Raw genomic sequence first — 24,875 nt, 5'->3', positions numbered from 1 at the left:
TGCAATTTGCAATTCTTTTATCCCTGCCGGGATTTATTTCTCAATTAAAAACAAATCCTGCCCTGAAGTTACGGGTTTGCCGTTCTCTACAAGTATTTTCAATATCTTTATGCGAGATTCGGCTTTTATCTCATTCATAACTTTCATGGCTTCTATAATGCAAAGAGTCTTGCCTTCATCGGCAGTATCTCCGTCCTTAACAAAAGGTGCGGACGTCGGCGAAGGCGAACGGTAAAAGGTTCCGATGATAGGTGATTTTATCGTTTCTCCTTTAACTTCTGCATGTCTGGTATCTGCTGATTGCACAACGTTCCGTTCTACTTGGGGATTAGCGTATATTAGTGGTTCAGAAAATAACCTTTTCCCTTTCCTCTTTAAATTGATGTAGGTATCCTGATCCTTGATTTCAAGTTCTTCCAGGTTTTCATTTTTCATCAGGTCATAGAGTTCTCCGACCCGTTCCTTAATGGACGCTATTTTTTTCTTCTTAGGATCTATTTCGTTCACTTTCTTCTCTCCTTACAATATCAAATTCGAAATCCGAAGCACGAATTCCGAAAAAAACTGCAATTTCAAATATCTAATAATCAAATAATCAAGGATTTCTATGCGCTTTTTTGCCGTATTTGTTTCTTGAATATTTTTTCGGATTTCGAAATTCGATATTCGAGATTTTTTTACTTATCGACTGCTTTCTTGCTCAGGTTTATCCTGCCCTGGTTGTCGATTTCAATTACCTTGACGGTTATCTCGTCACCCTCTTTTACGACATCTTCGACTTTTGCTACTCTTTTTTCAGCCAGCTGGGATATATGGACCAGCCCTTCTTTGCCTGGAAGGATTTCGACAAAAGCGCCGAAGTTCATCAGCCTTGTCACTCTTCCCTTATAGACTTTCCCGACCTCTGCTTCCTGGGTAAGGGCTTCAACAATGGTCCTTGCCGCCTCAACAGCAGCTTTGTCGGGGCTGGAAATAAACACCCTTCCGTCTTCTTCTATATTTATCTCAACTTTTGTATCTTCCTGGATCTTTCTTATATTTTTGCCGCCAGGACCTATTAACTCCCCTATCTTTGACTGGGGTATCATAATAGTGAGCATCCTCGGCGCAAAACTGGATATGTCGGATTTTGGGCTTGCTATAGTTGTTTCCATCTTCTCAAGTATCTTAAGCCTTGCAGCCCTTGCTTTTTCCAGGGCTTCGCTCATGAGCTGGGCTGACAACCCGGATATCTTTATATCCATTTGAAGGGCAGTGATCCCGTTCTTTGTGCCAGCAACTTTGAAATCCATGTCTCCAAGATGGTCTTCCATTCCCATTATATCCGTAAGTATCGCGTATGTTTCGCCCTCTTTCACAAGCCCCATGGCAACCCCTGCACAGGATGACTTTATAGGTACTCCTGCATCAAAAAGAGCAAGAGAACCTCCGCAAACCGAAGCCATAGACGAAGAACCGTTCGATTCCAGGATATCCGAAACTACCCTTATAGTATAAGGAAAATCGTCTTCTTTCGGCAGTAACGGCAGCAGGGATTTCCTTGCAAGGGCGCCGTGGCCTGTTTCCCTGCGGCTTGTCCCACGCTCAGGCTTTGACTCTCCCGTCGCAAAACCGGGAAAATTATAGTGAAGCATAAACCTTTCTTTATATTCGCCTTCCAGTTCATCCTTTATCTGCATATCTTGAGGGCTGCCGAGCGTGACCGTGGCTAAACTTTGGGTCTGGCCTCTTGTAAATACGGCAGAACCATGGGCTCGCGGCAAAACCCCGATATTACATTCGATCGGCCGGATTTCGTCAAATTGCCTTCCGTCCGACCTTACTTTTTTTCCTAAAATAAGCTCTCTTGCCTGGCAATAGAATATATTTTCCAGAACGCTGTCAATATACCCTTCTTTTTCGGGGTACTGCGCTATATGTTTTTCAACAACAGCTTTCTTAAGGCTGCTCCATTGCTCATCGCGGCTGGTTTTATCGCTGACCGTAAGGATGTTCTTTACCTGTTCTGTGACTGTGTTTTTAATTTCACTTTCCAGTTCTTGTATTTTTTCGGGCTCAATGAGGGCCATTTTATCTTTCGCCGGGAGAGTTTCCTGGAAGGCACATATTTTCTTTATTTCATCCTGGGCAAAATTGAGTGCCGCAAGCATTTCTTGTTCGGACATTTCATTTGCGCCTGCTTCCACCATACACAAAGCATCGCTTTTTCCGCTCACCAGAAGGTCCAGGTCGCTCAGTTTCCGCTCTGAAAGAGTGGGGTTGACTATCAACTTTCCATCTATCCTGCCGATCCTGACACAGGAAAGGAGGCTGGTAAACGGTACATTCGATAATCTCAGGGCGCTGGAAGCGCCTATCACGCTTAACACATCTGGGTCATTCTCGCCGTCAAAAGAAAGCACAAGAATAGATACCTGGGTTTCGTTTTTCCATTTTTCATCAAACAACGGCCTTATGCTCCTGTCAACGATCCTTGATGACAATATTTCTTTTTCTCTGGGCCTTCCTTCTCTTTTAAAGAAACCTCCCGGTATCTTTCCAGCGGCATAGGTACGCTCGCGGTAATCTACCGTCAAAGGCAGAAAATCTCCGCCTTCCTTCGGTTCTTTTGCTGCAACTACCGCAACCAGGACAACCGTATCTCCCATACTTACCAGGCATGAACCATTCGCCTGCTTTGCCAAATGGCCTGTCTGTATAGTAAGAGTTTTGCCTCCGACATCTATTGACTTTGATATTCTGTTCACTATAACTCCTTTTAAAGCTAGCTTCGCTAACTTTGAATTCACAGATTTCTTAAAAAGCTTATCCGGATTTTATTACTTGTATATGATTTTAATCTATGTAATCGCATTTACTAATCTGTGTAATCATTTATTATTTTCTTAAATCGAGTTTTTCGATTATTGTTTTGTATTTTTCATGGCTGTGCTTCTTTAAATAGTCTAATAACTTGCGCCTCTGGTTAATCATCTTTAAGAAACCGGAACGGGATGCGAAATCTTTCGGATGGTTCTTAAAATGATCTGACAAGTAATTTATCCTGCTTGTCAATAGGGCCACCTGTACTTCCGATGAACCTGTGTCCGTAGCATGCACTTTAAAATCTTCAATAATCGTTTTTTTGACCGGTTCCATTTGAAACCTCCTCTAGTTTCTACTGTTTTTTTTTATTATTATATAAAATAATTACTTATTTTTCACTTTCACTTTCTTTTGTCTTAGCGAACAGGTCTATTAAAGGCTGCGCTATCTGAGGCGGTGAGTCCTCGTAATGGGAGAACCTCATTGAATATTTACCGCTCCCTTTTGTCAAGGAACGAAGGTCCGTGGCATATTCAAATATCTCACCCATCGGTACCTGGGCTTTGATAAGCTGTTTTTTGCCGGCTTTATCCATTCCCATGACCCTGCCTCTGCGGGAATTCAGGTCGCCCATGATCGCCCCCATGTAACCGTCCGGAATTATAACTTCCAGGTCGCATATCGGCTCAAGTATGCCCGGTTTAGCTTCTACAAACCCCTTTCTAAATGCCATAGCCCCTGCTATCTTGAAAGCCATATCTGACGAATCTACTTCATGATATGAACCGTCAAAGACCGTAACGGAGATATCCACTACAGGGTATCCTGCTATGACTCCCTGCTCCATCGCTTCCTTAACGCCTTTTTCTATTGCGGGTATATAGTTGCGGGGTATGACTCCGCCGACTATTTTATTTACAAATTCAAAACCTTTGCTTCTTGGCAAAGGCTCAACCCTCAGCCAGCAGTCTCCGTACTGGCCGCGGCCGCCTGACTGCCGTTTATACTTACCCTGCACTTCGGATTTTCCATGCAGCGTTTCTTTGAAAGGCACACGGGGCTTTTGAAGGCTTACATCAACACCATAGCGGCCTTTTATCTTTTTTATCATCACCTCAAGCTGTAAAGACCCCATGCCCGACAGAGTCATCTCTTTCGTTTCAGCGTCAAATTTATAAGTAATGGTCGGGTTTTCAGTTATAGCAGTCGCAAGTGCATTGCCGACTTTTTCCGCATCCCCTTTGGAAGCCGTTATAATGGCTTTTTTGTATATCGGTTCTGGAAAAGATATTTGCTTTATGTTCGGCTGAGACTTTTCATCGCAGAGTATATCGTTAGTCCTTGTATCTTTAAGCTTTAAAAGAGCTACCAGGTCGCCTACGCAAACGTTAGCTGCATCAACTTTCTTTTTACCCTGGACAAAACTGAGCTGGCCTATGCGTTCGGTAGTGCTTTTGGTAAAATTATATATATCCTTCCCGTGTACCAGGGCACCCGAATATATCTTTGCAAAGTTTACCTGCCCCATGCCGGGTTCGTTAATAGTCTTAAAAACAAGCCCTGAAAAATGAGCATTGTCAGCCGACGGTTTAGGCGGCGAAAAGTAATCCGCTATAAAATCCGACAGTTCTTTAATGCCTATATTTTTTACGGCACTGCCGCACAGCAAAGGGAATACTTTACGCTCTATCATGGCTTTTTTAAGCGCTGCCTTGACTTCCTCAAGGGTTATTTCCTTGCCGTCAAGATATTTTTCAGTTAATGTATCGTCCGCCGAAGAGACTATTTCAAGCAGGTTCTCATACCAGGAGTCCTTTGAATTCCCTTCCAGGATGTTCGTTACATTTTTGAAATCCGGGCCGGTTGCATTCGGCATATTTATTACTGCCACCTGCTGGTTCAACTTTTCTTTAAGTTCTTTTATCAGTTGTTCGAAATTAATATTGTCCCTATCCAGTTTGTTTAAAAAAATCGCGGTAGGTATGGACTTTTCTTCAAGTATCTCCCAAAGATTTTCCCCTACCGGCGTAACCCCTGAATCTGCGGAAACAGTAAAAACAGCGGTCTCTGCTACCGCAAGACCTGCTAAAACCTCTCCGATAAAATCCCCGTAGCCGGGCGTAATAAGAAGGTTGATCTTTTTATCTTTATGTTCCAAAAAAGAAAGGCTCATGCTTATTGATATCTTTCTTTCGATCTCTTCGTCGCTTGAATCACATACAGTATTTCCTTCAGCTATAGTCCCCAAACGGGTAGTTACTTTTGCGTTAAAAAGCATCGCTTCCGCGACAGAAGTCTTTCCGTCGCCTTGAGATCCGACCAGGCAAACATTCCGTATGGATTCACTATCATAAGCCTTCATTTAAAATACCTCCGTTCCATTGATGTTGTGGATCATTTTAGCTTATCACCTTAAAGAAGTTTTTTGCTTCGCTTATGTCCAAATTGACCTGTTTTGTCAACCGTTCTATATTCTCAAATTTTTTTTCCGGCCTTATGAACTTGTGCAAAGCTACTATCGTTCTTTTGTCCGGACATAGACATTTGACATCCAGTAAATGCACTTCCGAATGAATATTGCCTTTGTTAAAGAACGTCGGCCGCGTCCCTATGTTTACTACAGAAGGCCAGGCTGCCGCATTCTCCTTTTCATCTCCGGCCCCTATCACGGCCCAGGCTGCATAAACTCCTGTAGGGAGGAGTTTTTCCGGGTCAACTTTCAAATTTATCGTAGGAAAACCTAATTTCCTACCCAACCCTCTTCCTTTTACAGGCATTCCTTCGAACTGATATTCTCTGCCTAGAAGCTTATTCGCTTCACTCAGTTTTCCACAGAGCATAAGCCTTCTTATCCTTGTTGACGAAACTAAACCGTTATCCAGATAGGGTTTGACTATTTCGATCCTGATGCCTTCTGCCTTTGATTTTTCTTTCAACCACTGGATATCCCCTTCCCTGTTACGGCCAAAAGCAAAGTTTTCGCCTGCTATTATGTATTTTGTCTTAAGTTTCCGGCAAATAAAATTCTCGAAAAAAGAAAGGGCTGACTGTTCTAATATTTCACTTGTATTCGGGAGTATGATTATTTCGTCTAAAGAAAAGCTCTTTAACAGCTCCAGCTTTTCTTTTTGAACGGTCAAAACTCCGGGTACAGGCCGGACAGGCGAAGCTATTGTAACAAGAATGCTCTTAAGGTTTTTTTTTCGCGCTGTCTTTAAAAGATTTTTTATTAAATGCTGGTGCCCGAGATGAACACCGTCAAACGTACCTATGCTGACACAAGAAGGCCTCAAGTTAGCCCCCTATAACGGCTAACTTAATTGCAAAATGAAAATTGCAAAGTGCAAAATTGCGGAATCCCGCCTTGGCGGGATAATTTAAATAAGTCGCCAAAGGCGACACATTAATTTTGCATTTTGCAATTTGCATTTTGAATTTCTGAACTTAAATTTATTTTTCTATCTAGCAAACCGTCCCTGCCTAATTTATCCATTTCACTTAATGCTATTGCTGCGCTTATATCGTAATTTCCTATCTTTTCCCTGCACAAATATTTCATGGTCGCTGGCATTCCCAGCTCTTCGCCTATATCTTCGCATAAAGTCCTGATATATGTCCCGCTTGAGCACTCCACCCTTAAACTGACCTCATCTCTATTAAAGCCGCGAAGCTCTATTTCATGTATATTTACTATCCTTGGCGGCCTTTCCACCGTTATCCCTTCGCGGGCAAGCTCGTACATTTTTTTCCCGTTCACCTTTACAGCGGAAAAATGCGGAGTAAGCTGTCTTATCTCCCCGCTAAACTTTTTTAGCGCATTTAAAAGATCTTCCTTTTGGATATCCCTGGTTTCTTTTTTTTCTATTATCTTTCCTGTTATATCGCCGGTGTCAGTTCTTACACCCAGGGACAAAACAGTCCTGTAAACTTTCCTCTGGCCCATCAACACGCTCTGCATTTTCGTTGAGGAACCGAACAGCACTAAAAGGACCCCTTCTGCCATAGGGTCCAGCGTTCCGCAATGTCCGACTTTGTCAATTTGCAACAGGTGCTTGACCTTCCGTACAACACCATAGGATGTTATGCCTGACGGTTTATTAATGACCAGCAGGCCTGATTCTGCCAGGTTGAACGTCATACTAGCTTTTCCAAATGGCTTAAGATGACTTTTTTTGCAGTTTCCATCGTGCCTTTGTAAGTGCATCCTGAGGCATTCTTATGGCCGCCCCCGCCAAAAACCTGGACGACCTTATTTACATTATATTTTTCATGGGAGCGTAAACTTATTTTTGTTATGTTTCTTTCTTTTTCTTCCCTGAAAAGGGCTCCTATCACGACACCTGGTATCTTCAGAGTTTCATTCACTATCCCTTCGCTCTCAGTAACGTTTGAACCTGATTTCTTATACATTTCTTTTGTTATTTCAATGTACGCTATTTTTCCGGAATCGGTTTTTTTTAATCCTGACAGGGCAAGCCCAAAAAGCTTAAGCGAAGAGAATGTTTTCGTAGAATAAAGTTTATTATAGATATAGTAAGGCTTAACTCCAGCATCGATCAAACAAGACGCCATATAAACAGCCGAGGAAGTTGTATTGTTATACTGGAATTTTCCCGTATCTGTCACTACCCCCACGTAAAGAGCGTTCGCCTCTTGCGGAGTCAGCTTCATTTTAAGATGCCTGAACAGATGGAATATTATCTCGGAGCTGGAAGAAGCGCTTGAATCTATATAATTTACATGCCCAAAATGGTTAAAATTCGCATGGTGGTCAATATTAATTACTTCTTTAGCCTGTCCCGGCGATATTAAGTCTCCCATCCTGTTCATATCAAGGCATTCTAAAATAATAGCACAGTCAAACCTTCCTTTTACTTTATCCGCAACTATTATTTTACCGGCACCCTGCAAAAATGAGAGATATTCAGGGACAACATCTTTGGAATACACCCTGGGTTTTTTGCCAAGCCTGGTCAATAGCGACGACAAAGCCAAAGCCGTGCCTATAGTATCCCCGTCCGGGTTAAGATGCCCGGCTATAAAAAATGTTTTATTTTTTTTGATAGTCTTTGCTATTAACGAAAACTCTTTATCTCTCGGTATCATTTTCTTTTTTCAGTCTATTTAGGGACTTGATTATACAGATAATACTGTAGAACCATAATCTATGTAATCTATTTTTTAATCATCATAATCAGGAATCATTTGGATTTTCTAATGATTCCTCTTTCTTTATCTTTTCCAATATCTCAAAAATCCTGGTTGCACGTTCCGGTGTATCGTCATAGTTAAATTCTATAGTAGGGGTATATCTTAAATTTACACGGACAGCTAGCATATGCCTTATAAAAGGGGTCACGTTCTTTAATATCTCGTCATTTATTTTTTTGTCTTTTTCATCGCCTATTATCGAGTAAAAAACCCTGGCAGATTTCAGGTCATCGGTAAGCTTAACTCCCGTAATCGTAATAAACCCCAACCCTGGCTCTTTCAGTTCCTGTACGATCTTCGATATTTCATGCTGTATCAGCTCCCCCACCCTGACAGCCCGTTTATAACTTTCCATATATCCCTACTGTAATTAGTTTTTTTGTTGGTTTGCTGTATATAATCTTCATTTTGCAATTTTCATTTTGCAATTTGCAATCTCTTTATTTATTGTCTTCAAGTTTTCTTGCTATTTTTTCAAAAGTATATAAATCCAAAATATCTCCATTCTTAAAGTCAGAATATCTCTCAAGGCCTATACCGCATTCAAAACCTTTGTCAACTTCTTTGACGTCATCTTTGAACCTTCTTAAGGTAATTATATTTCCGTCATAAATTATTACGTTGTCACGAAGGATCCTCACTTTACAACCCCTCTGTATTTTCCCTTCCAGGACACTGCATCCCGCAATAGTGCCCACCTTGGATATTTTAAAAACCTGCCTTACCTGGGCTTTTCCAAGGCTTATTTCCTTTAATTGCGGTTCAAGCATGCCTTCCATTGCCGCCCTTACATCGGCAATGACCTCGTATATAATGCGGTAAATCCTGATGCTTACCCCTTCGCGTTCAGCCATGCGCTCGACTGCGGTGTCAGGTTTAATGCTGAACCCCATTATTATAGCATCGCTTGCAGCGGCTAAGGTCACGTCCGATTCGTTTATGGTGCCGATCCCGCCGTGAATTATCGTAAGTTTTATTTCCGGTGTTGAAAGCTTATCTAAGGAATCGCGCAGCGCTCCTAAAGACCCCTGAACATCAGCCTTTAGGACAAGCCTTAGTTCTTTGACTTTTCCGGAGCTGATATCTTCCAATGACAAATGATGCCTCGGTTTCATCCTTTCTTCTCTTGCCCGGCTGAACCTGGTCTGGGCTATTTCTCTTGCTTTTCGTTCGTCATCCATCGCGATGAACCTGTCGCCTGCATGGGGAAGAGAATTTACTCCCAGGATCTCAACGGGTGTCACAGGTTTTGCTTCATCAAGCTTTTTGCCGTGGTCATCGGTCATGGCGCGCACTTTGCCGTACGTAGTACCCACTATAAAATTATCACCGACATGAAGAGTGCCTTTCTGGATCAAAACGGTTATAACAGGGCCTCTTTTATGGTCAAGCCTGGCTTCTACTACAGCTCCCCTGGCCAGAGTATCCGGATTTGCCTTTAGCTCCATCATTTCAGCTTTTAAAAGTATCATTTCAAGCAGTGCGTCGATCTTGATATTGTTTTTTGCAGAAACCTCTACCATTATGGTATCGCCACCCCAATCTTCGGAAAGAAGGTTATATTTTGTAAGCTCCTGCTTTACCTGGGAAGGGTTTGCTCCTGGAACATCTATTTTGTTGATCGCTACGATTATGGGGACAGCCGCTGCACGCGCATGGTCCAGGGCCTCAACTGTCTGGGGCATTACGCCGTCATCTGCAGCAACTACAAGCACAACTATATCCGTAACCTGGGCACCGCGCGAACGCATCGCGGTAAATGCTTCATGGCCGGGCGTGTCAAGGAAAGTCACCTCGCCTTTTGCTGTTTTAACTTTATAGGCGCCTATATGCTGTGTTATTCCCCCTGCTTCCTTACTGGCTACATCGGTTTCCCTGATGGCATCCAAAAGAGAAGTTTTTCCATGATTTACATGGCCCATAATAGTCACGACCGCAGGCCTCGGTTTTAGATTTTCGACATCATCTTCTTCTTCGGCTATTTTCTCGCCTTCAAATATCGATGCAAATTTTATATCAAATCCGTATTCACTGGCCAAGAGCTCCGCAACTTCCAGGTCTATTCTCTGGTTTATCGTTGCAAGCGTGCCCATAGACAATAATTTCTTGATCACATCGCCGGTAGTTTGCCCCAGCTTTTCTGCTATCTCGCGTATTGTGGTAAGCTCGTTTATCCTGATATCTCTTCCGTGCTTTTTTTCTTCTTTTTTAGGGACTGCTTGAGGAACTTCGGCTTTCTGTTCGATAACGGGCTCTGCTGAAGGCGGTTTTATATGAACTTCATGTTTTTTTTCTTTAACTTCCGGTTCTTTTGCTTCCTTATGTTTTTCTACGATTTTTTCGGCTGCTTTTACTTTTTCTTCCTTGGCCGGTTTTATGGCTTTAGGTTTTATTTTTTTTTCTGCCGGTTCTTTCTTGGGTATTTTTGCCTTTTTTTCGGCTTTAGGTTCCGCAGGTACTTTCTTGGTTCTGGGTTTTTTTTCCTTAGCCCCGGCTGGAGCAGGGGATTTTTCTTTTAATTCCGGGGCTGCTGCTTTCTTCTCTTTAACCTTGCGTGGTTCAGCCTTTTTTACGGGGGTCGCCTTTTTTGAAACTGGTTTGTCTTTCTCTTTTGGGGCCATATTTTAATCCTCTTTAAACACGATTACTCTTCCTTTTTTGATGATTTTTCTTTTGTTTTAGGCTTTGCTGCAGGGGCTTCGTCTGTTTCCGTTGCTTTTGTTTCTGTTTCTTTTGCCTCCTGAAGTTTCGTGTTAATTAATTCCTTTGCTGAGTCTATTATTTTCTTGGCGGTTTTTTCTCCGATGCCTTGTAAAGTCGTTAAGTCATCTATTTTTGCATTGGCAAGTTTATTGATGTCAATAAAACCTGCTTTCGTTAAGACTTCAACGGTTTTTTGCCCTACGCCTTTAAGTTTGCTTAGATTCTCGCTTACCACGGTATTATTCTGTTCTGTTTCCTTCTTTTTCTGGGATTCTGAGCGGATATCGATGTGCCATCCTACCAATTTTGCGGCAAGTCGGACATTATGCCCGCTCTTTCCGATGGCAAGAGAGAGCATTTCATCGTTTACTATAACCTCCGCCTTTTTTGCTTCTTTTGATATCAGGTTAACCCGCGTAACTTTTGCAGGTGAAAGAGATGATGCGATATATCTTTCCGGGTCGTTCGAAAAGGGTATAAGGTCTATGCGTTCTCCGAAAAGCTCGTCTATGATAGGTTTTACCCTTGCTCCTTTAATACCGACACAAGCGCCTACAGGGTCGACTTTCGGATTATTGGATGTAACGGCTACTTTAGCCCTCATCCCTTTTTCGCGCACAACATTTACTATTTCGACTATCTTTTCATAGATCTCTGGCACTTCAACTTCAAAAAGCCTTTTAACAAGGTCCGGATGGCTCCTTGACAGCACTACTACGGGCCCTCTTGAACCTTTCTCTACCTTTACTATTATAGCCCTTACATGTTGGCCGAGATTGAATTTTTCCTTGCTTATCTGTTCGGATACAGGTAAAATAGCTTCGGTTTTTCCAAGGTCAACTATTATGTTGCGGTTCGCAAAACGCCATACGACACCGTTAACCATTAAACCGACTTTCCCTTTATAATCGTCAAAAAGGCTTTGCCTTTCGGATTCTCTTATCTTTTGAACAATGACCTGTTTTGCTATCTGGGCGGCGATCCTTGAAAAATCCTGCGTATCAAGAGGCATCCTGAGGTCTTCGTCCAGCTTAATATCGCTTTTTATTGCCTTTGCTTCATCCAGGGTAATTTCCAAAGAAGGGTTTTTCAATTCCAAGACAACTTTCTTTATGACGACAGCTCCCATCTCCCCTGACTCGGGGTTAACCACGGCCTCTACGTTAACGTCTTTGCCGACATGCTTCTTATAAGCTGAAACAAGTGCATTTTCAATGACTTTTATTATATCGCCCTTTGGGATTCCTTTGTCTTTTTCTATTTGTTCTAAAGCTAAAATCATTTCACTTTTTTCTGGCATCCTAATTCTCCCTATAAAAATCAAATGCAAAATGCAAATATCAAATTGAAAAATTAAGGTTAAAAGACTTTTATTATATTGGTTCTTTCCTTAATTTTGCATTTTTCATTTTAATTTTTTCATTATATTCTTATCTCAGGGTTCAACCTGGCTCTTGCAATCTTTTCTATCTCTATCTCAAGCGTCTTACCGGATATATCGGCTATCTTGACTTTTCCTTCGCCTGCCCAGAGCAGTTTGCCTGTAAAATTCCGCTGCCCGTCAATCGGTGCAAAAACCGATATTTTCACATCCTGCCCCGTAAACTTTATAAAGTCTTTCTCTTTCTTTATTATCCTGTCAAGCCCGGGCGAAGACACTTCTATTACATAATCATCAGGTATAAGCTCTGAAGTTTCAACCGCTTCTTCTATCTTGAGGCTCACGGCCTCGCAATCTGCCAGTTTTACGCCGCCTTCTTTATCGATGAAAACACGCAACACCTTCTTGCCGCCTTCTTTTCCGTAATTAATATCGACAAGCTCAAATTTATCTGTCTCAAGTACTGGTGCAATAACTTTTTCAAGCTCTTCTATCGTGCTCATAGATCCAGCCGTTTTATTCCGTTTTAATCTGTCTAATCTTATCTTTATCTGGCCAACTGGGCCAGAAAAACTAAAGAGCGGCTTAACGTACATGCCACTCTTTTGTTTATAATACTAAATTAGAAATATATTTGCAAGCCAATTTTTCTATTCATTTCCTATTTGATCCTTCCAAGGATCTGCTTGCAGGCGTTCCTTAACTTAGTTGCGCTTATCCCTTCTTGGACTACGGATTGTAATATATCTCCGGTTGAAACATCTATTATCAAAGCATTAATAAAATAAGTATCTGAAAGCTTTGATAAAGAACCTATTATAACGATTTTTGCATTAAGTATCTTTCCCATTTTAACCGCACATTCCTGGCTTGAGCATCCTGACATCGGAAATTTCTGTTCAGCCAGGAGCATTTCCATATTTTCCTTTTCAATTACATTGACCTCCATAATTGAGTTAAGTTCGCTCCTTATAGAATCTGTTGCGGAAGCGGCTTCGGCTGCAGATGCGTTTCTAGCTACCAGATCAGCGACAGCTGCAGTAATAACTCCTTTAATATACGGGGTGGTCGGTTCTTTTTCTTTATATTTATCTTTTTTTACTACTTTTTCTTTTGCTTTTTCTTTCTTCTTTTTTATTTCAAAATGATAGTTAAGGCTCGCCCTCTGTGTCAATCCAAGCTCGCTGTAGCTTGAAGCCGCATAATCAATATCAAACTTGCTCATTTTAATTCCCAAACCATAGCTTAAGCCGCTAAACTCATCTTTTAATTTATAGCCAAGCCTAATGAAGATATGATCGGATACCGGCACCTCGCCGCCTATATGGTAAGTATTTTTTTTAACCGTGACCTGCGAACTATAGTCAAAAAGAATGTTTATTTTACTGACTGTATAGGCAATACCGAATCTTATTGTCTTTGGAAGGTCGTAATCACCGAATTTGCCGCTCATGTTGAGCAAAGATGTGCCTAAGCTGATATCTGTATACTTATAAATCACACCCGCATCAAAAGTCGTAACGTCTTTCGCTATGTCATCTAACTGTTCCTTATAGTATTTAACCGTTGCACCGAAAGAAATATCTTTGAGCCTGTATGCTCCTGATAGCGGTATGACGGTCCCCTGGAACTTAAATTTTCTCCCGGTATCATTCCCGAAATAATCATATACAGGTTCTTCTTTCATTGAGATAAAACCCGGCGCGGCATTTATACTGAAATTCTTTCCCGGCAGCGTCAATGCCACAAAACTGCCGTTTATATCCTGCAAATACTGCTGGTATAAAAAAGAAACCGACGGCTTTTTAATAAACGAAATCCCTGCAGGGTTATAATAAACTCCGAACGGGTCATCAGCCAGGGCAGTATAACATTCCGCCATTCCTCCTGCCCTTGCTGAAGTCGGCAATTCAAGTAATACTCCAGCAGACTGATCCGCGAAAGACTTACTTTGCATAAAAAAAATACAAAATAAAGACATAATTACAAAGTTACGTTTTGCTATATTCGTCATAGTTTAGTTGCCTGTAATCTGTTGTCTGTTGTCCTATTTTACGCCTATCTTCCTTGTTTCAGTGCCTCCGGGATATTTGAAATATAAAATATATATGCCGGACGGCACATTTTCCCCGTTATCGTCTTTGCCGTCCCAGTCCCACTGGTAGCTGCCCGCGGTATAGTTTGAATTATCAATTGCACTTCTCACCTGTCTCCCCATCAAATCACATATTTTTATAGTTACATTGCCTGCTTGGGACACATTATACACAATTTTACATGTCCCGCCGGCACCGGGGCTGAACAAGTTATTGCCGAGCGTAGTCTGCATGCCTGCCTGAGGTTTTTGCTGGCTTGTCTGAAGAAGTGAAATATATACCTTTGTAGTCTGGTTATTGTTTACGATAACGCCTGTCTGGTTTGACGTCTGATAGCCGGTTTTAGATACATTTATGTCATACATTCCTGCCGCAAGGGAAAACCCGTATGTCCCTATGGAATCAGTCTGTTCTACATCTATCAAATCGTTGTTTTGGGTAATCCTTATCACCGCATTTACTACAACTGCTCCGTTACACTGGATATTGCACGTAATGGTCCCTGTCCGGGCTTGAACCGCAGGGGCAAGCGAAAAATTTGCGGACGCTGTCTGTTCAGCAGTAACAGAAAGGCCTTTCTGCGCTTTTGTTTGAAAGCCGGCCTTTGAAACAGAGATATCATAACTTCCGGCTCCTAAAGAAAAACTGCATTTGCCCGAAGGGTCAGAATAGCCTTCATTCACAGGTATGCTTCCCTGATAAATTTTTATTAAAGCATTAATAATGGCTGAACCGTCCGATGCTATTATCGTACAGGAAAGAGTGCCTGTCTGTGATGAAGGAGCTTCCGTTAAAGAAAAATTGATGGTTATAATAGAACCGCCACTTACACTATAGCCATTTTTCAACTGTGATTGATACCCTGACAAGGAAGTCCTTACATCATAAGTACCTATTCCGACCGTTATTGAATAATTACCGCTTATGTCGCTTGTTGCAGTTGATATAACAACACCGGATTCTAATACTTCTACAAGCACTCCTGAAATCGCTGTTGTGCCATCGGATTTAGTTATCTTACCAGAAATAATTCCTGTTTCAGAATTGACAAAAACTTTTCTTACCCGAATATTAGTATAATCAGAGATATAGACATTCCCCGAAACATCAACCGCTACTCCTACAGGGCCGTCAACTTGAGCTGAAGTTGCACTGCCTCCGTCTCCTGAAAAACCGGCTGTCCCGTTTCCTGCAAAAGTAGCTATTAGGCCTGAAGTGTTTACTTTCCTTATTCGATAATTTCCATAGTCAGATATATATACGTTCCCCAAAGTATCAACCGCTACTGCCTGAGGATTGTTAAGCTGAGCTGAATCAGCACTACCTCCATCTCCGGAATAACCGGCTGTCCCGTTTCCTGCAAAGGTAGATATTTTTCCAGATGTATTTACTTTCCTTATTCGATTGCCCGATTGATCCGCAATATACACATTCCCAGAAACATCGGCCGCTATGCCTACAGGCTGGACAAGTTGAGCTGAAGATGCACTACCTCCGTCTCCGGAATAACCTGAAGTCCCGTTTCCCGCAAAAGTAGATATAATGCCTGAAGGGTTTACTTTCCTTATTACAAAATTACCTGTATCGGCAATATAAACGTTCCCCGAAGCATCGGCCGCTACTCCAAAAGGATAATTAAGTTTAGCCGAAGCTGCCTGGCCCCCGTCTCCAGAATAACCGGCAGTCCCGCTTCCCGCAAAAGTAGAAATTATACCTGAGGTATTTACTTTCCTTATCCGGTTATTCAATTGATCCACGATATAAACGTTCCCTGTAGCATCAACCGCTACTCCTCTGGGAGTATCAAGTTTGGCGGAAGTTGCCTGGCCTCCGTCGCCTGAGTAATCTTCTGTTCCGGTCCCTGCAAAATTCGATATTATGCCTGACGGGTTTATTTTCCTTATCCGATGATTTATTGAACCGGTACATCCGGAAATATAAACATTCCCTGCTGTATCAACCGCTACTCCGTATGGATAGCTAATTTTAGCAGAAACCGCACTGCCTCCGTCTCCGGAATACCCTGCAATTCCGTTTCCGGCAAAAGTCGTAATAGCATAACTGCCATAAACAGAACTGACAGCTGGTGAGCATAAAATAATACCTGTAAACACTAACTTTTTAACTGTGTTCATTTTAACCTGTTTTCTATGCAAGAAAATATTGCTTCATTTGGTATATGCGATAACTTCAAGAGCGTTTTTCATATATATTGTTTTTTTTGATCTGTACTTATTCAAAAACCCCCAAAGTTTTAGGTATTTATAAGTATTTGCCCTGTTTGGAGACCCCGCAAACAATATTGTATCATAGTTTTTACCGGGTGCAAACAAATCAGTCGGAAGACCTTCAAAAACATCTATGTCCAGTTTTCTGTGCCAGGATAGATTTCTTATTACATTCATATTGACCTCAAGGGCGTTTTGCACGAGTACTAATGTTTTTGTTTTTATGCCCTCAGTATTATTTTTACTTTCGATATAACTGGAAATAGCCTTATAGGCCTCGTTGTTGTCAGCGAAAACGTCTTTACGAAAATAGCTCATTTCCATGGTAGGCGCGATACTTATATTTATTTTCTGCAGGTTAAGATTAATCATCGAACTCAATTCAGAATAAAGCAATAATGACAGAATAAAACTAAAACACAGGATAAAGTACCTGGGACCTCTTTTTAAGCCCGCTGTCCCTATCGCTGAAATAACCGCCAGCGCAGGCAAGTACGGAGTGATATAACTCGACTCTTTATTATGCGGCATAAAGATCAATATCAGTAACGGGACCAGTATCCATAAAATGAAAATAACCTTAACGTAAGCTACTTTGTATTTTTTTATCACTATATAAAGACCGAAAAGAAACAATAAAAACAAGAGCGGCGACAGCTGGCTTTGCGGTACTCCGGTAGTATAAACCTTTAAATTTTCCAGTTTATACCACGGGCCGGCCGGATCGCACAACAAATTGTTCGAAATGATTTTTTTAACAGCATTTGGATTAAAATAAAACACCGAATCAAAAGACAGCCCTATAGCTACAGAATAAATCATATTTCTTATTACGGTAATACCGGCCCTTTTTATAAGCGCCCTGGACATCATATAAACTAAAGGCCCGGCCAAAAAAACAATAAAAGGGTGTTTTACAAGTGTCCCCAGCAAGAGAGACATGCCTAATATTACCGACCATTTGGTATTTTCAAAACCTTCGGTTTTTAAGAGGCAATAAATAGATAAAGCAACCGCGGGTATTAAAGCAAAATGGAAAGTGTAATGCCTGGAAAGCAGGTAAAAAGCAGGATACATGGATAATAACAAAGCTGCTGTTATGCCTGCTTCTTTAGAATGAACGAATTCGCCTATTTTATAAGTTAAAAATATCGACAAAATCATCCAGAAAGTGTTCGTTACAAGGATCAATGCCTGAAAGTTCCTGTCACTGGCTGACATAACCGCGGCTCCAAACAACAACTGAAAAGGCGGATAATTGTAACTATCAAAACAGTACCTTAAAATGCTTTTTACATTGATACTATCCCCTGTAAAAATCACTTGAGAAGTATAAAATGCGAACGGATGGCAAGATTCATATTGGACATCATTTTTTTTAAGCCAATAATAATTCCCTGCAAGATGGAATAAAACAATGAAAAACAGGATTAAATATATGCTCTTGTTGTTCATTTTACATATTTGAAATAAGACAAACTTGAATTATTTATAAACGATGTAATTTCCCAAAATAAGCAGGTCAATACCCGAATTAAGGTAAGTTTTTATAGCATTGCCCGGAGAGTTTACTATAGGCTCGCCTTTAAGATTAAACGAAGTATTAAGCACAACCCCGACGCCGGTTTTTTCTTTGAACTTTTCTATCAATTTATAATACCTGGGATTATACTGCTTTATAACAGACTGGATCCTTGAAGTGCCGTCTTCATGGGTCACGGCAGGTATCACTTTTTGCATTTCTTTTTTTACCGGATAAGTCATAAGCATGAACCTTTGGACATAGCTTTCCTTATCAACTTCAAAATAATCCGCAACAGAAGTATCAAGGACAGACGGGGCAAAAGGCCTGAAGGGCTCCCTGAATTTCACTTTGGTATTTACTATGTCTTTCATCTTCGGGTTTCGTGCATCCGCAAGAATAGACCTGTTGCCGAGAGCCCTCGGCCCCCATTCAGTCCTTCCCTGATACCAGCCGATAACATTCCCCTTGGAAAGCAAACCTGATACTTCGTCTATAAGCTGCTCATCGTCTATTTTTTTGTATTTTAGATTGTTTTCTTTTATTGCATCAACTATTTCCTGCTCGCCGTATTCTTTGCCGTAATAGGCGTGTTCCATTACTTCAACCCTCTTATTTTTTAATACCTGGCACCAGGCCCACAGGGCAGCGCCTATAGCTCCTCCTGCGTCGGTAGAAGCGGGCTGGATATATATATTCTCAAAACCTGATTCTTTCATAAGCCTGTAATTCGCTTTACTGTTTAAAGCCACCCCCCCAGCATAGCAAAGGTTCTTTGATTTGGTCTTCTGATAAAGATACTTTGCCATTTTTACAAGTATCTCTTCTAAAACATCCTGAATGCTTGCCGCTATATCTGCATAATACTGGTTTTTCTTCTGCTGTTCAATGTAATTTTCCGGCTTTTGTCCGTAATAGGAAAAATACCCGGATTTTTCCGTAAAGAACAGGGACTTCGGGTCCCGAGGCTCACCGAAGATGTCAAGGAATTTATCCGTATAAGTAGCATCAGTCGAATAGGTAAAAGAAAAATATTCTAAATTAAGCTTAATACTGCCGTCTTCGTTAAGTTCCACTACCTTATACACTTTATCTTTGTATTTCGGTTCTCCGTACGGCGCCAGGCCCATGACCTTGTACTCACCGTCGTTTATTTCGAAACCCAGGAAAGCCGTAAAAGCCGAGTACAAAAGCCCTACTGAATGTGGGAACCGCATCTCTTCAAAGAGCATAATATTGTTTTCTTTTCCTATACCGAGGCTTGCGGTAGCCCATTCTCCGACCCCGTCAACTGTCAGTATCGCTGCTTCACTAAACGGAGACAGAAAAAATGTGCTTGCCTCATGCGAGCTGTGGTGAGAAGCAAAAAGCACTTTGTCTGCATCGATGCCAAGTTGTTTTTTTATTTTTCTTTTAAACTGCAGCTTTTCCTTGAGCCACAAAGGCACGGCAAGATAAAAAAGTTTTAGGGATTTTGGTATGTTCTGGATTACTGAGGTAAGTATCCTGTCGAATTTTCTGATAGGTTTGTCATAAAAAACCACGTACTCAATATCTTTTGAAGTAATGCCCGCCTCTTCAAGACAGAAGTTTATAGCATTTACCGGAAATTCAAAATCATGTTTTTTTCTTGAGAACCTTTCTTCTTCGGAACAGGCAGCTATTCTGCCGTCCTTCAAAAGGCAGGCGGCTGCGTCATGGTACCAGCAGGATATACCTAATATATACATTAGAACTGCCTTCTAGCTCCATCTAAAGTGTCTTCGGGCGCATCGGCTTTATGCCAGCCTGGTTTTGGAAATTTGTAGAATAATTTTACAAAAGTACCAAATGGTATTATAAAAATATAGTAAGTAACTATAAATAAAATCTTTGTCTGTAAGAGAGCTATCCTTTTAGCGATAACTACCCAGCGTCGGTATAGTAATTTAGCTTTTTTTATCATTAGAAAAGTGTATAAACAAAAGGGACTACCGTTGCACTTTCAAAGAAAATAATCAACAACCCCAGGATAAGGAAAACCAGGACCATAGGTATTATCCAGTATTTCTTTTCTTTCCAGGCAAACTGTAAAAACTCTTTTACTAAACTCATAATCAGCACCTCTTTTTATTACGATTACAAAGATTTACGACTATTTTTTTAACAGCTGTATTATGACATCTACTATCTCGTCAACATTAATCAGCTTGGATTCTTCTTTTTTCTCCCACCTGGCTTTAAGTTCACATTTGTTATCTTTAAGGTTCCGGTCGCTTATCGTAATGCGGTAAGGGATACCGATAAGGTCTGCATCTTTAAACTTCATTCCGGCACGCTCTTCCCTGTCATCTAGAATAACGTCGATGTCTTTTTCTAAAAGTTCATTATAGAGTTTCTCGCTTGTTTTCCTGGTATTTTCCTCAAGCCAGTTTATCGGAACGATTATTACCTCAAAAGGGGCAAGCGGGACAGGCCAGATGATACCGTTCTCATCATTAGACTGTTCTATCGTTGCTGCGACTATACGGGATACTCCGATACCGTAACAGCCCATCACCATCAGTTTTTCTTTTCCCTGCTCGTCAAGATATGCCGCTTTCATGGATTTTGAATACTTAGTTCCCAGTTTGAAAGTATGCCCTACTTCGATCCCTCTGTTAAATTTGAGTTCTTTATTGCACCGCGGGCAGGCATCGCCTTTGACCACCTTTCTTATATCGGCAATAACGCCGGGCTTAAAATCCCTGTTTATGTTTATATTTACAAGATGATAATCTTTCCTGTTCGCACCTGAAATTCCATTAAGGATAAATTCAACAGAATAGTCCGCAATGATCTTAACGCTATTATCTTTAAGCTTGACCGGACCGGCAAAACCAAGAGGTGCCCCTGTTATTTTTTCTATCGTTTGCTCATCCGCCAAAGCCAGGATAGAGCAGTTAAGCACCGATTGAAGTTTATGCTCGTTTATCTCATAGTCGCCGCGTACAAGCGCTATAACAGGTTCGCCGTCAGCCAAATAAATCATCGTCTTTATGAATTGCGAAGGTTTTTCCTTTAAAAAAGCCCCTACTTCTTCAACAGTCTTTATGTTAGGTGTAAGAATTTCCTGAAGTTGTTCTTGCTCCGAACTCCGAACTTGGCACTCCGCACTTGTTTTAATGCATTCTGTTTTTTCTGTATTAGCTCCGTAACCGCACAGGCATGACGCTATTTCTTCTTCTCCGGTTTCGGCAAGCACCATAAACTCATGCGAGAACGCGCCTCCAATAGCTCCGCTGGTAGCCTCAACTGCGCGGTATTTAAACCCGCACCTTTCGCATATCTTTTTATAAGCTTCAAAGGCTTTCAGGTAATAATTTTCCGCATCCTTTTCATCCGCATGGAAAGAATAGGCGTCTTTCATATAAAATTCCCTTGCCCTCATCACGCCGAACCTCGGCCTGACCTCATCTCTGAACTTTGTGCCGAACTGGTAAAGCATAAGAGGCAATTGCCTGTAAGAGCGCACATCTCTTCTTACAAGGTCAGTAACTGCTTCTTCGTGAGTGGGTCCCAGGCAAAACTCGGAGTTTTTTCTGTCTTTGATCCTGAAAAGCTCTTTCCCATACACATTCCAGCGCCCGGTCTCTTCCCACAATTCTTTTGGAAGGAGCAGCGGAAACCAGACCTCCTGGCCTCCTATGGCATTCATTTCCAGCCTGACCACTTCCTCGACTTTTTTTAATACTTTTAAACCGAGCGGGAGCCATTCATAGATACCGGAAGATACTTTTCTAATCATCCCGGACCTTAACATAAGTTTTGCAGATATAACATCCGCATCAGCCGGGACTTCCCGTAAAGTTGGCAGAAATAATTTCGATATCTTCATAAAAATCCTTTTTCTTTTACAATCTCGAATAAGCAATTTCGAATTTCGAAAAAATATTAAATAAAAAACAATTTTGATTCATTTGCTATTTGATATTGATTTTTTTTCGGATTTCGATATTCGAGATTCGAAATTTGTTATATACTTATCTTGTTATTTTTAGTATTTTAACATTTAATTTGCCGCCTGGCAAATTGACCTCAAGGGTTTCCCCTACTTTATGCCCGAGCAGGCCCTGTGCCAAAGGCGACTGTACGGATATTTTACCCTCGCCTGGGTTTGCTTCTTCTATATCAACGATGGTATAAGCAAATTCATCTTTTTCTTCTATATCTTCAAGAGTAACCGTAGCGCCTATATATATCGTGTCTTTAGCTATATTTTGTTCGTCAATTATTTTTGACCTTGCTATCTTGTCCTCAAGCTCGGCTATCCTGCTTACCAAATGCCCCAGGGTCTCTTTAGCCGCATGGTACTCTGCATTTTCTTTTAGATCGCCCATCTCTCTTGCTGTCCCTATATCTTTTGAAATTTGAGGTTTTCTTTTTTTGAGCCTTTCAAGCTCTTCATTCAGCTTTGCATAACCTTCCCTGGTTAAATAAATTTCTTTTGACATTTTCTACTCCCGAAAATCAGGGTCAAAACTTCAGGGTCAAGGATCAATAGGAATCATGTTTTCCTTATCCTTGCCTCTTTGGCCCTAGCTTTTGCCCTTATTTTTTTCTTTTATCAGTTTTAGTATGGTCTTTACCCAATCTTTGGGTTTCAATCGTTTTATAATTTTGCCTTTGACAAATAACAACCCTGAGTTTTTCCCTCCGGCTATTCCGAAATCGGATTCCTTAGCCTCTCCCGGGCCGTTGACTACACACCCCATAACAGCTACTTTTAACGGTTTTTTCTTGTACCTGGATGATATTTTTACGGATTTTATTTCATCTTCTATTTTGTTTACTATTTTGATCAAATCTACCTCGCACCTTGAACAAGTCGGGCACGAGACCATATCTATGCCCGTAGAACGGAGACCGAGAGTCTGCAGGATATGATAGCCCACCTGGACCTCATCCACGGGGTTGCCTGTCAAAGAAACCCTTAAAGTATCCCCGAGTCCCATGTAAAGAAGCACTCCTAAACCTACCGAAGATTTAATGGTGCCTCTGTAAACACTCCCTGATTCCGAAATGCCAATATGCAAAGGATAATTTTTTTTAGATGCAAAGACTCTGTATGCTTCTATAGTGGTCAGGACATCGGAGGCTTTTAAAGCAACTACCGTATCATAGAAGTTTAACTTCTCAAGCAACTTGATGTGTTCCAGAGCCGAACCTGCAAGAACTTCTGCTCTTTTCTTGTACGTGTCTAAACCCTGGGCTTTTTTTAAAGACCCTGCATTAACGCCTATGCGTATAGGTATCCTTGCTTTTTTTGCAGCTTCGACCACTGCCTGAACTTTATCAACTGACCCGATATTGCCCGGGTTGATCCTTATCTTATCTGCACCCCGTTTTATCGATTCGATGGCGAGCTTGTAGTCAAAATGGATGTCGCAGACAAGAGGTATTTTTATCTTATTCTTTATTTTTTCTATGCTGCGTGCGGCCTCCAGGTCAGGTACAGATACCCTTACAATATCGCAGCCCGCATCTTCAAGTTTTTTTATCTGGCTTACTGTCGAATTGACGTCGGATGTCTTGGTATTTGTCATAGATTGGACAAGGACAGGAGAGCCCCCGCCGATACTCAACTTACCTATATTAACTTTCCTTGTTTGCCAACGTTTAAACATACTTTAACCTCTGAATTTAAAACCCTAAACACTAAATCCTAAACTCTAGATAAACTCAAATACTCAAAGCTTCAAATTCAAAACAAATCCAGTTGTATTTTTTAGTTTTTGTTAATTGAGTTTTGAGTTTGTTTAGGATTTAGAGTTTAGTATTTATCCTCTATTGCATTATCCGTGTTATATCATTGTATGTAGCAAGAATAAAGATAAGGACTATTATGCTTAGACCCACCATATTAGCGGTTATGATAGTTTTTTTGTTCACCGGCCTTCTTATAATGCCTTCTATAAGGGCTATGAATATATGTCCGCCGTCAAGGATAGGGATAGGTAGCAGGTTAAACAGCCCGAGAGCTGTGGATATGACTGCAAGGAAATGAAGCAAGGTCCTCCAACCTGTTTTAGCTGCTTTCGCCAGGTACTGGATCACCCCGATGGGCCCTGCAACATCCGGTTTTTCAAATTTTATCAATTTCTGGCCGAGATATTCCAATGTAAACAGGGACTGAAATATTACCATCTTTGTGCCGAGCCAGGCAGAAGCCGGCAAAGTGACATACTCGGTCTCAAACTGCGGCGATATGCCTATCACTCCAAACCCTGAGACATCATCCTTTTTGGGGATTATCTTAAACGTAATATTTTCATTGCTGCGCGATATTAAAAGTTTTAATTCTTCGTTAGAATGAGAGTGGATATATCCTGCCATATCAGCCCAGTTAGTTACAGCTACGCCATTTATTTTAAGAACGGTATCCCCTGCTTGAATTCCTGCGGTTTGCGCAGGATAACCTTCTATGACTTCGCCTATTTTAGGAAGGTCGGACGGTTTTGCAAGCCCCCAGACAAATATGACAATAGCAAAGATTATGACTGCAAAAACATAGTTCATGAAAGGCCCGGCAAAAGCGATTATTAACCTTTTATACCACGGCTGCGAATAAAATTCCCCCGGAGAACCTGTAGCTGATTCTATATCTTCCCCGGGCATCTTTACCATTCCTCCCAAAGGGATTGCACAGACAGCGTACCTGGTTTCCCCGTAAGTATAGCCGAATATCTCGGGACCGAAACCAAAAGTGAACTTCTCTACTTTGAGTTTAAACTTCTTTGCCATAATAAAATGGCCCAACTCGTGCACAAAAACCAGTATACCAATACCGAATATCGTAGCCACTATCTGGAATATCGTAACGTTAAGTCCTGCTATATGAAACATTATATCTCCTTTTTAGCGTAGAGCGTTCAGCGTATAGCGTATAGTAAACAACAAAACAGAAAGAC

20 protein-coding genes are annotated in these 24,875 nt (G+C 41.2%); all 20 read right to left on the bottom strand.

The annotated features are described in order from the left end of the window. Positions 1–33 precede the first annotated feature (33 nt). Entirely contained in the window at positions 34–507 is a 474-nt protein-coding gene (accB, locus tag LHV68_11035; protein ID MCB4792399.1) for an acetyl-CoA carboxylase biotin carboxyl carrier protein, read from the bottom strand. Between the two features lie 170 nt (positions 508–677). Next, complete coding sequence (locus LHV68_11030) at positions 678–2,747, bottom strand: polyribonucleotide nucleotidyltransferase (protein MCB4792398.1); 2,070 nt, start codon at positions 2,745–2,747, stop codon at positions 678–680. Between the two features lie 130 nt (positions 2,748–2,877). Further along, the gene (gene rpsO, locus LHV68_11025) at positions 2,878–3,138 is read right to left on the bottom strand and encodes a 30S ribosomal protein S15 (protein ID MCB4792397.1); all 261 of its coding nucleotides are present in this window, start codon (positions 3,136–3,138) and stop codon (positions 2,878–2,880) included. 55 nt (positions 3,139–3,193) lie between these two features. Beyond that, positions 3,194–5,167: an elongation factor G gene (locus LHV68_11020; GenBank protein ID MCB4792396.1), complete on the bottom strand. Its 1,974-nt coding sequence runs from the start codon at positions 5,165–5,167 to the stop codon at positions 3,194–3,196. Positions 5,168–5,204: 37 nt separating this feature from the next. After that, positions 5,205–6,098: a riboflavin biosynthesis protein RibF gene (gene ribF, locus LHV68_11015; GenBank protein ID MCB4792395.1), complete on the bottom strand. Its 894-nt coding sequence runs from the start codon at positions 6,096–6,098 to the stop codon at positions 5,205–5,207. Between the two features lie 110 nt (positions 6,099–6,208). Next, positions 6,209–6,943: a tRNA pseudouridine(55) synthase TruB gene (truB, locus tag LHV68_11010; protein MCB4792394.1), complete on the bottom strand. Its 735-nt coding sequence runs from the start codon at positions 6,941–6,943 to the stop codon at positions 6,209–6,211. Further along, complete coding sequence (locus LHV68_11005; GenBank protein MCB4792393.1) at positions 6,940–7,911, bottom strand: bifunctional oligoribonuclease/PAP phosphatase NrnA; 972 nt, start codon at positions 7,909–7,911, stop codon at positions 6,940–6,942. Before LHV68_11005 ends, truB begins: the two co-directional genes overlap by 4 nt. 88 nt (positions 7,912–7,999) lie before the next feature. Beyond that, positions 8,000–8,371: a 30S ribosome-binding factor RbfA gene (rbfA, locus tag LHV68_11000; protein MCB4792392.1), complete on the bottom strand. Its 372-nt coding sequence runs from the start codon at positions 8,369–8,371 to the stop codon at positions 8,000–8,002. 85 nt (positions 8,372–8,456) lie between these two features. Next, positions 8,457–10,637 carry a translation initiation factor IF-2 gene (infB, locus tag LHV68_10995; protein ID MCB4792391.1) on the bottom strand — a complete coding sequence of 727 codons (2,181 nt, stop codon included), beginning with the start codon at positions 10,635–10,637 and terminating at the stop codon, positions 8,457–8,459. A 23-nt stretch (positions 10,638–10,660) separates the two neighbouring features. Beyond that, complete coding sequence (gene nusA / locus LHV68_10990; protein ID MCB4792390.1) at positions 10,661–12,019, bottom strand: transcription termination factor NusA; 1,359 nt, start codon at positions 12,017–12,019, stop codon at positions 10,661–10,663. Positions 12,020–12,141: 122 nt separating this feature from the next. Beyond that, positions 12,142–12,603, bottom strand: a complete 462-nt coding sequence (locus LHV68_10985) for a ribosome maturation factor RimP (protein MCB4792389.1) — start codon at positions 12,601–12,603, stop codon at positions 12,142–12,144. A gap of 158 nt (positions 12,604–12,761) precedes the next feature. Next, a complete protein-coding gene (locus LHV68_10980; GenBank protein ID MCB4792388.1) occupies positions 12,762–14,057 on the bottom strand; it encodes a PorV/PorQ family protein in 1,296 nt (431 codons plus the stop codon). 90 nt (positions 14,058–14,147) lie between these two features. Then, positions 14,148–16,331 carry a carboxypeptidase regulatory-like domain-containing protein gene (locus LHV68_10975; GenBank protein MCB4792387.1) on the bottom strand — a complete coding sequence of 728 codons (2,184 nt, stop codon included), beginning with the start codon at positions 16,329–16,331 and terminating at the stop codon, positions 14,148–14,150. Between the two features lie 33 nt (positions 16,332–16,364). After that, positions 16,365–17,879 carry a glycosyltransferase family 39 protein gene (locus tag LHV68_10970; protein ID MCB4792386.1) on the bottom strand — a complete coding sequence of 505 codons (1,515 nt, stop codon included), beginning with the start codon at positions 17,877–17,879 and terminating at the stop codon, positions 16,365–16,367. A gap of 30 nt (positions 17,880–17,909) precedes the next feature. Next, on the bottom strand, positions 17,910–19,676 hold the full coding sequence (locus LHV68_10965) for a carbamoyltransferase (GenBank protein ID MCB4792385.1): 1,767 nt from the start codon (positions 19,674–19,676) through the stop codon (positions 17,910–17,912). Between the two features lie 214 nt (positions 19,677–19,890). Then, positions 19,891–20,040: a DUF5989 family protein gene (locus LHV68_10960; GenBank protein MCB4792384.1), complete on the bottom strand. Its 150-nt coding sequence runs from the start codon at positions 20,038–20,040 to the stop codon at positions 19,891–19,893. A gap of 40 nt (positions 20,041–20,080) precedes the next feature. Then, positions 20,081–21,802, bottom strand: coding sequence for a proline--tRNA ligase (locus LHV68_10955; GenBank protein MCB4792383.1), 1,722 nt, complete (start codon positions 21,800–21,802; stop codon positions 20,081–20,083). Positions 21,803–21,947: 145 nt separating this feature from the next. Further along, a complete protein-coding gene (gene greA, locus LHV68_10950) occupies positions 21,948–22,418 on the bottom strand; it encodes a transcription elongation factor GreA (protein MCB4792382.1) in 471 nt (156 codons plus the stop codon). Positions 22,419–22,502: 84 nt separating this feature from the next. After that, positions 22,503–23,591, bottom strand: a complete 1,089-nt coding sequence (gene ispG, locus LHV68_10945; GenBank protein MCB4792381.1) for a flavodoxin-dependent (E)-4-hydroxy-3-methylbut-2-enyl-diphosphate synthase — start codon at positions 23,589–23,591, stop codon at positions 22,503–22,505. Positions 23,592–23,751: 160 nt separating this feature from the next. Continuing rightward, positions 23,752–24,810 carry a M50 family metallopeptidase gene (locus tag LHV68_10940; GenBank protein MCB4792380.1) on the bottom strand — a complete coding sequence of 353 codons (1,059 nt, stop codon included), beginning with the start codon at positions 24,808–24,810 and terminating at the stop codon, positions 23,752–23,754. Positions 24,811–24,875 lie beyond the last annotated feature (65 nt).

Origin of the sequence: Candidatus Liberimonas magnetica (assembly GCA_020523885.1) — a bacterium.
In the GTDB taxonomy this organism is placed as follows: Bacteria; Elusimicrobiota; Endomicrobiia; order Endomicrobiales; family JAFGIL01; genus Liberimonas; species Liberimonas magnetica.
Note: the sequence above shows the minus strand (reverse complement) of the source record. Positions and strands in the feature narration are given on the sequence as shown.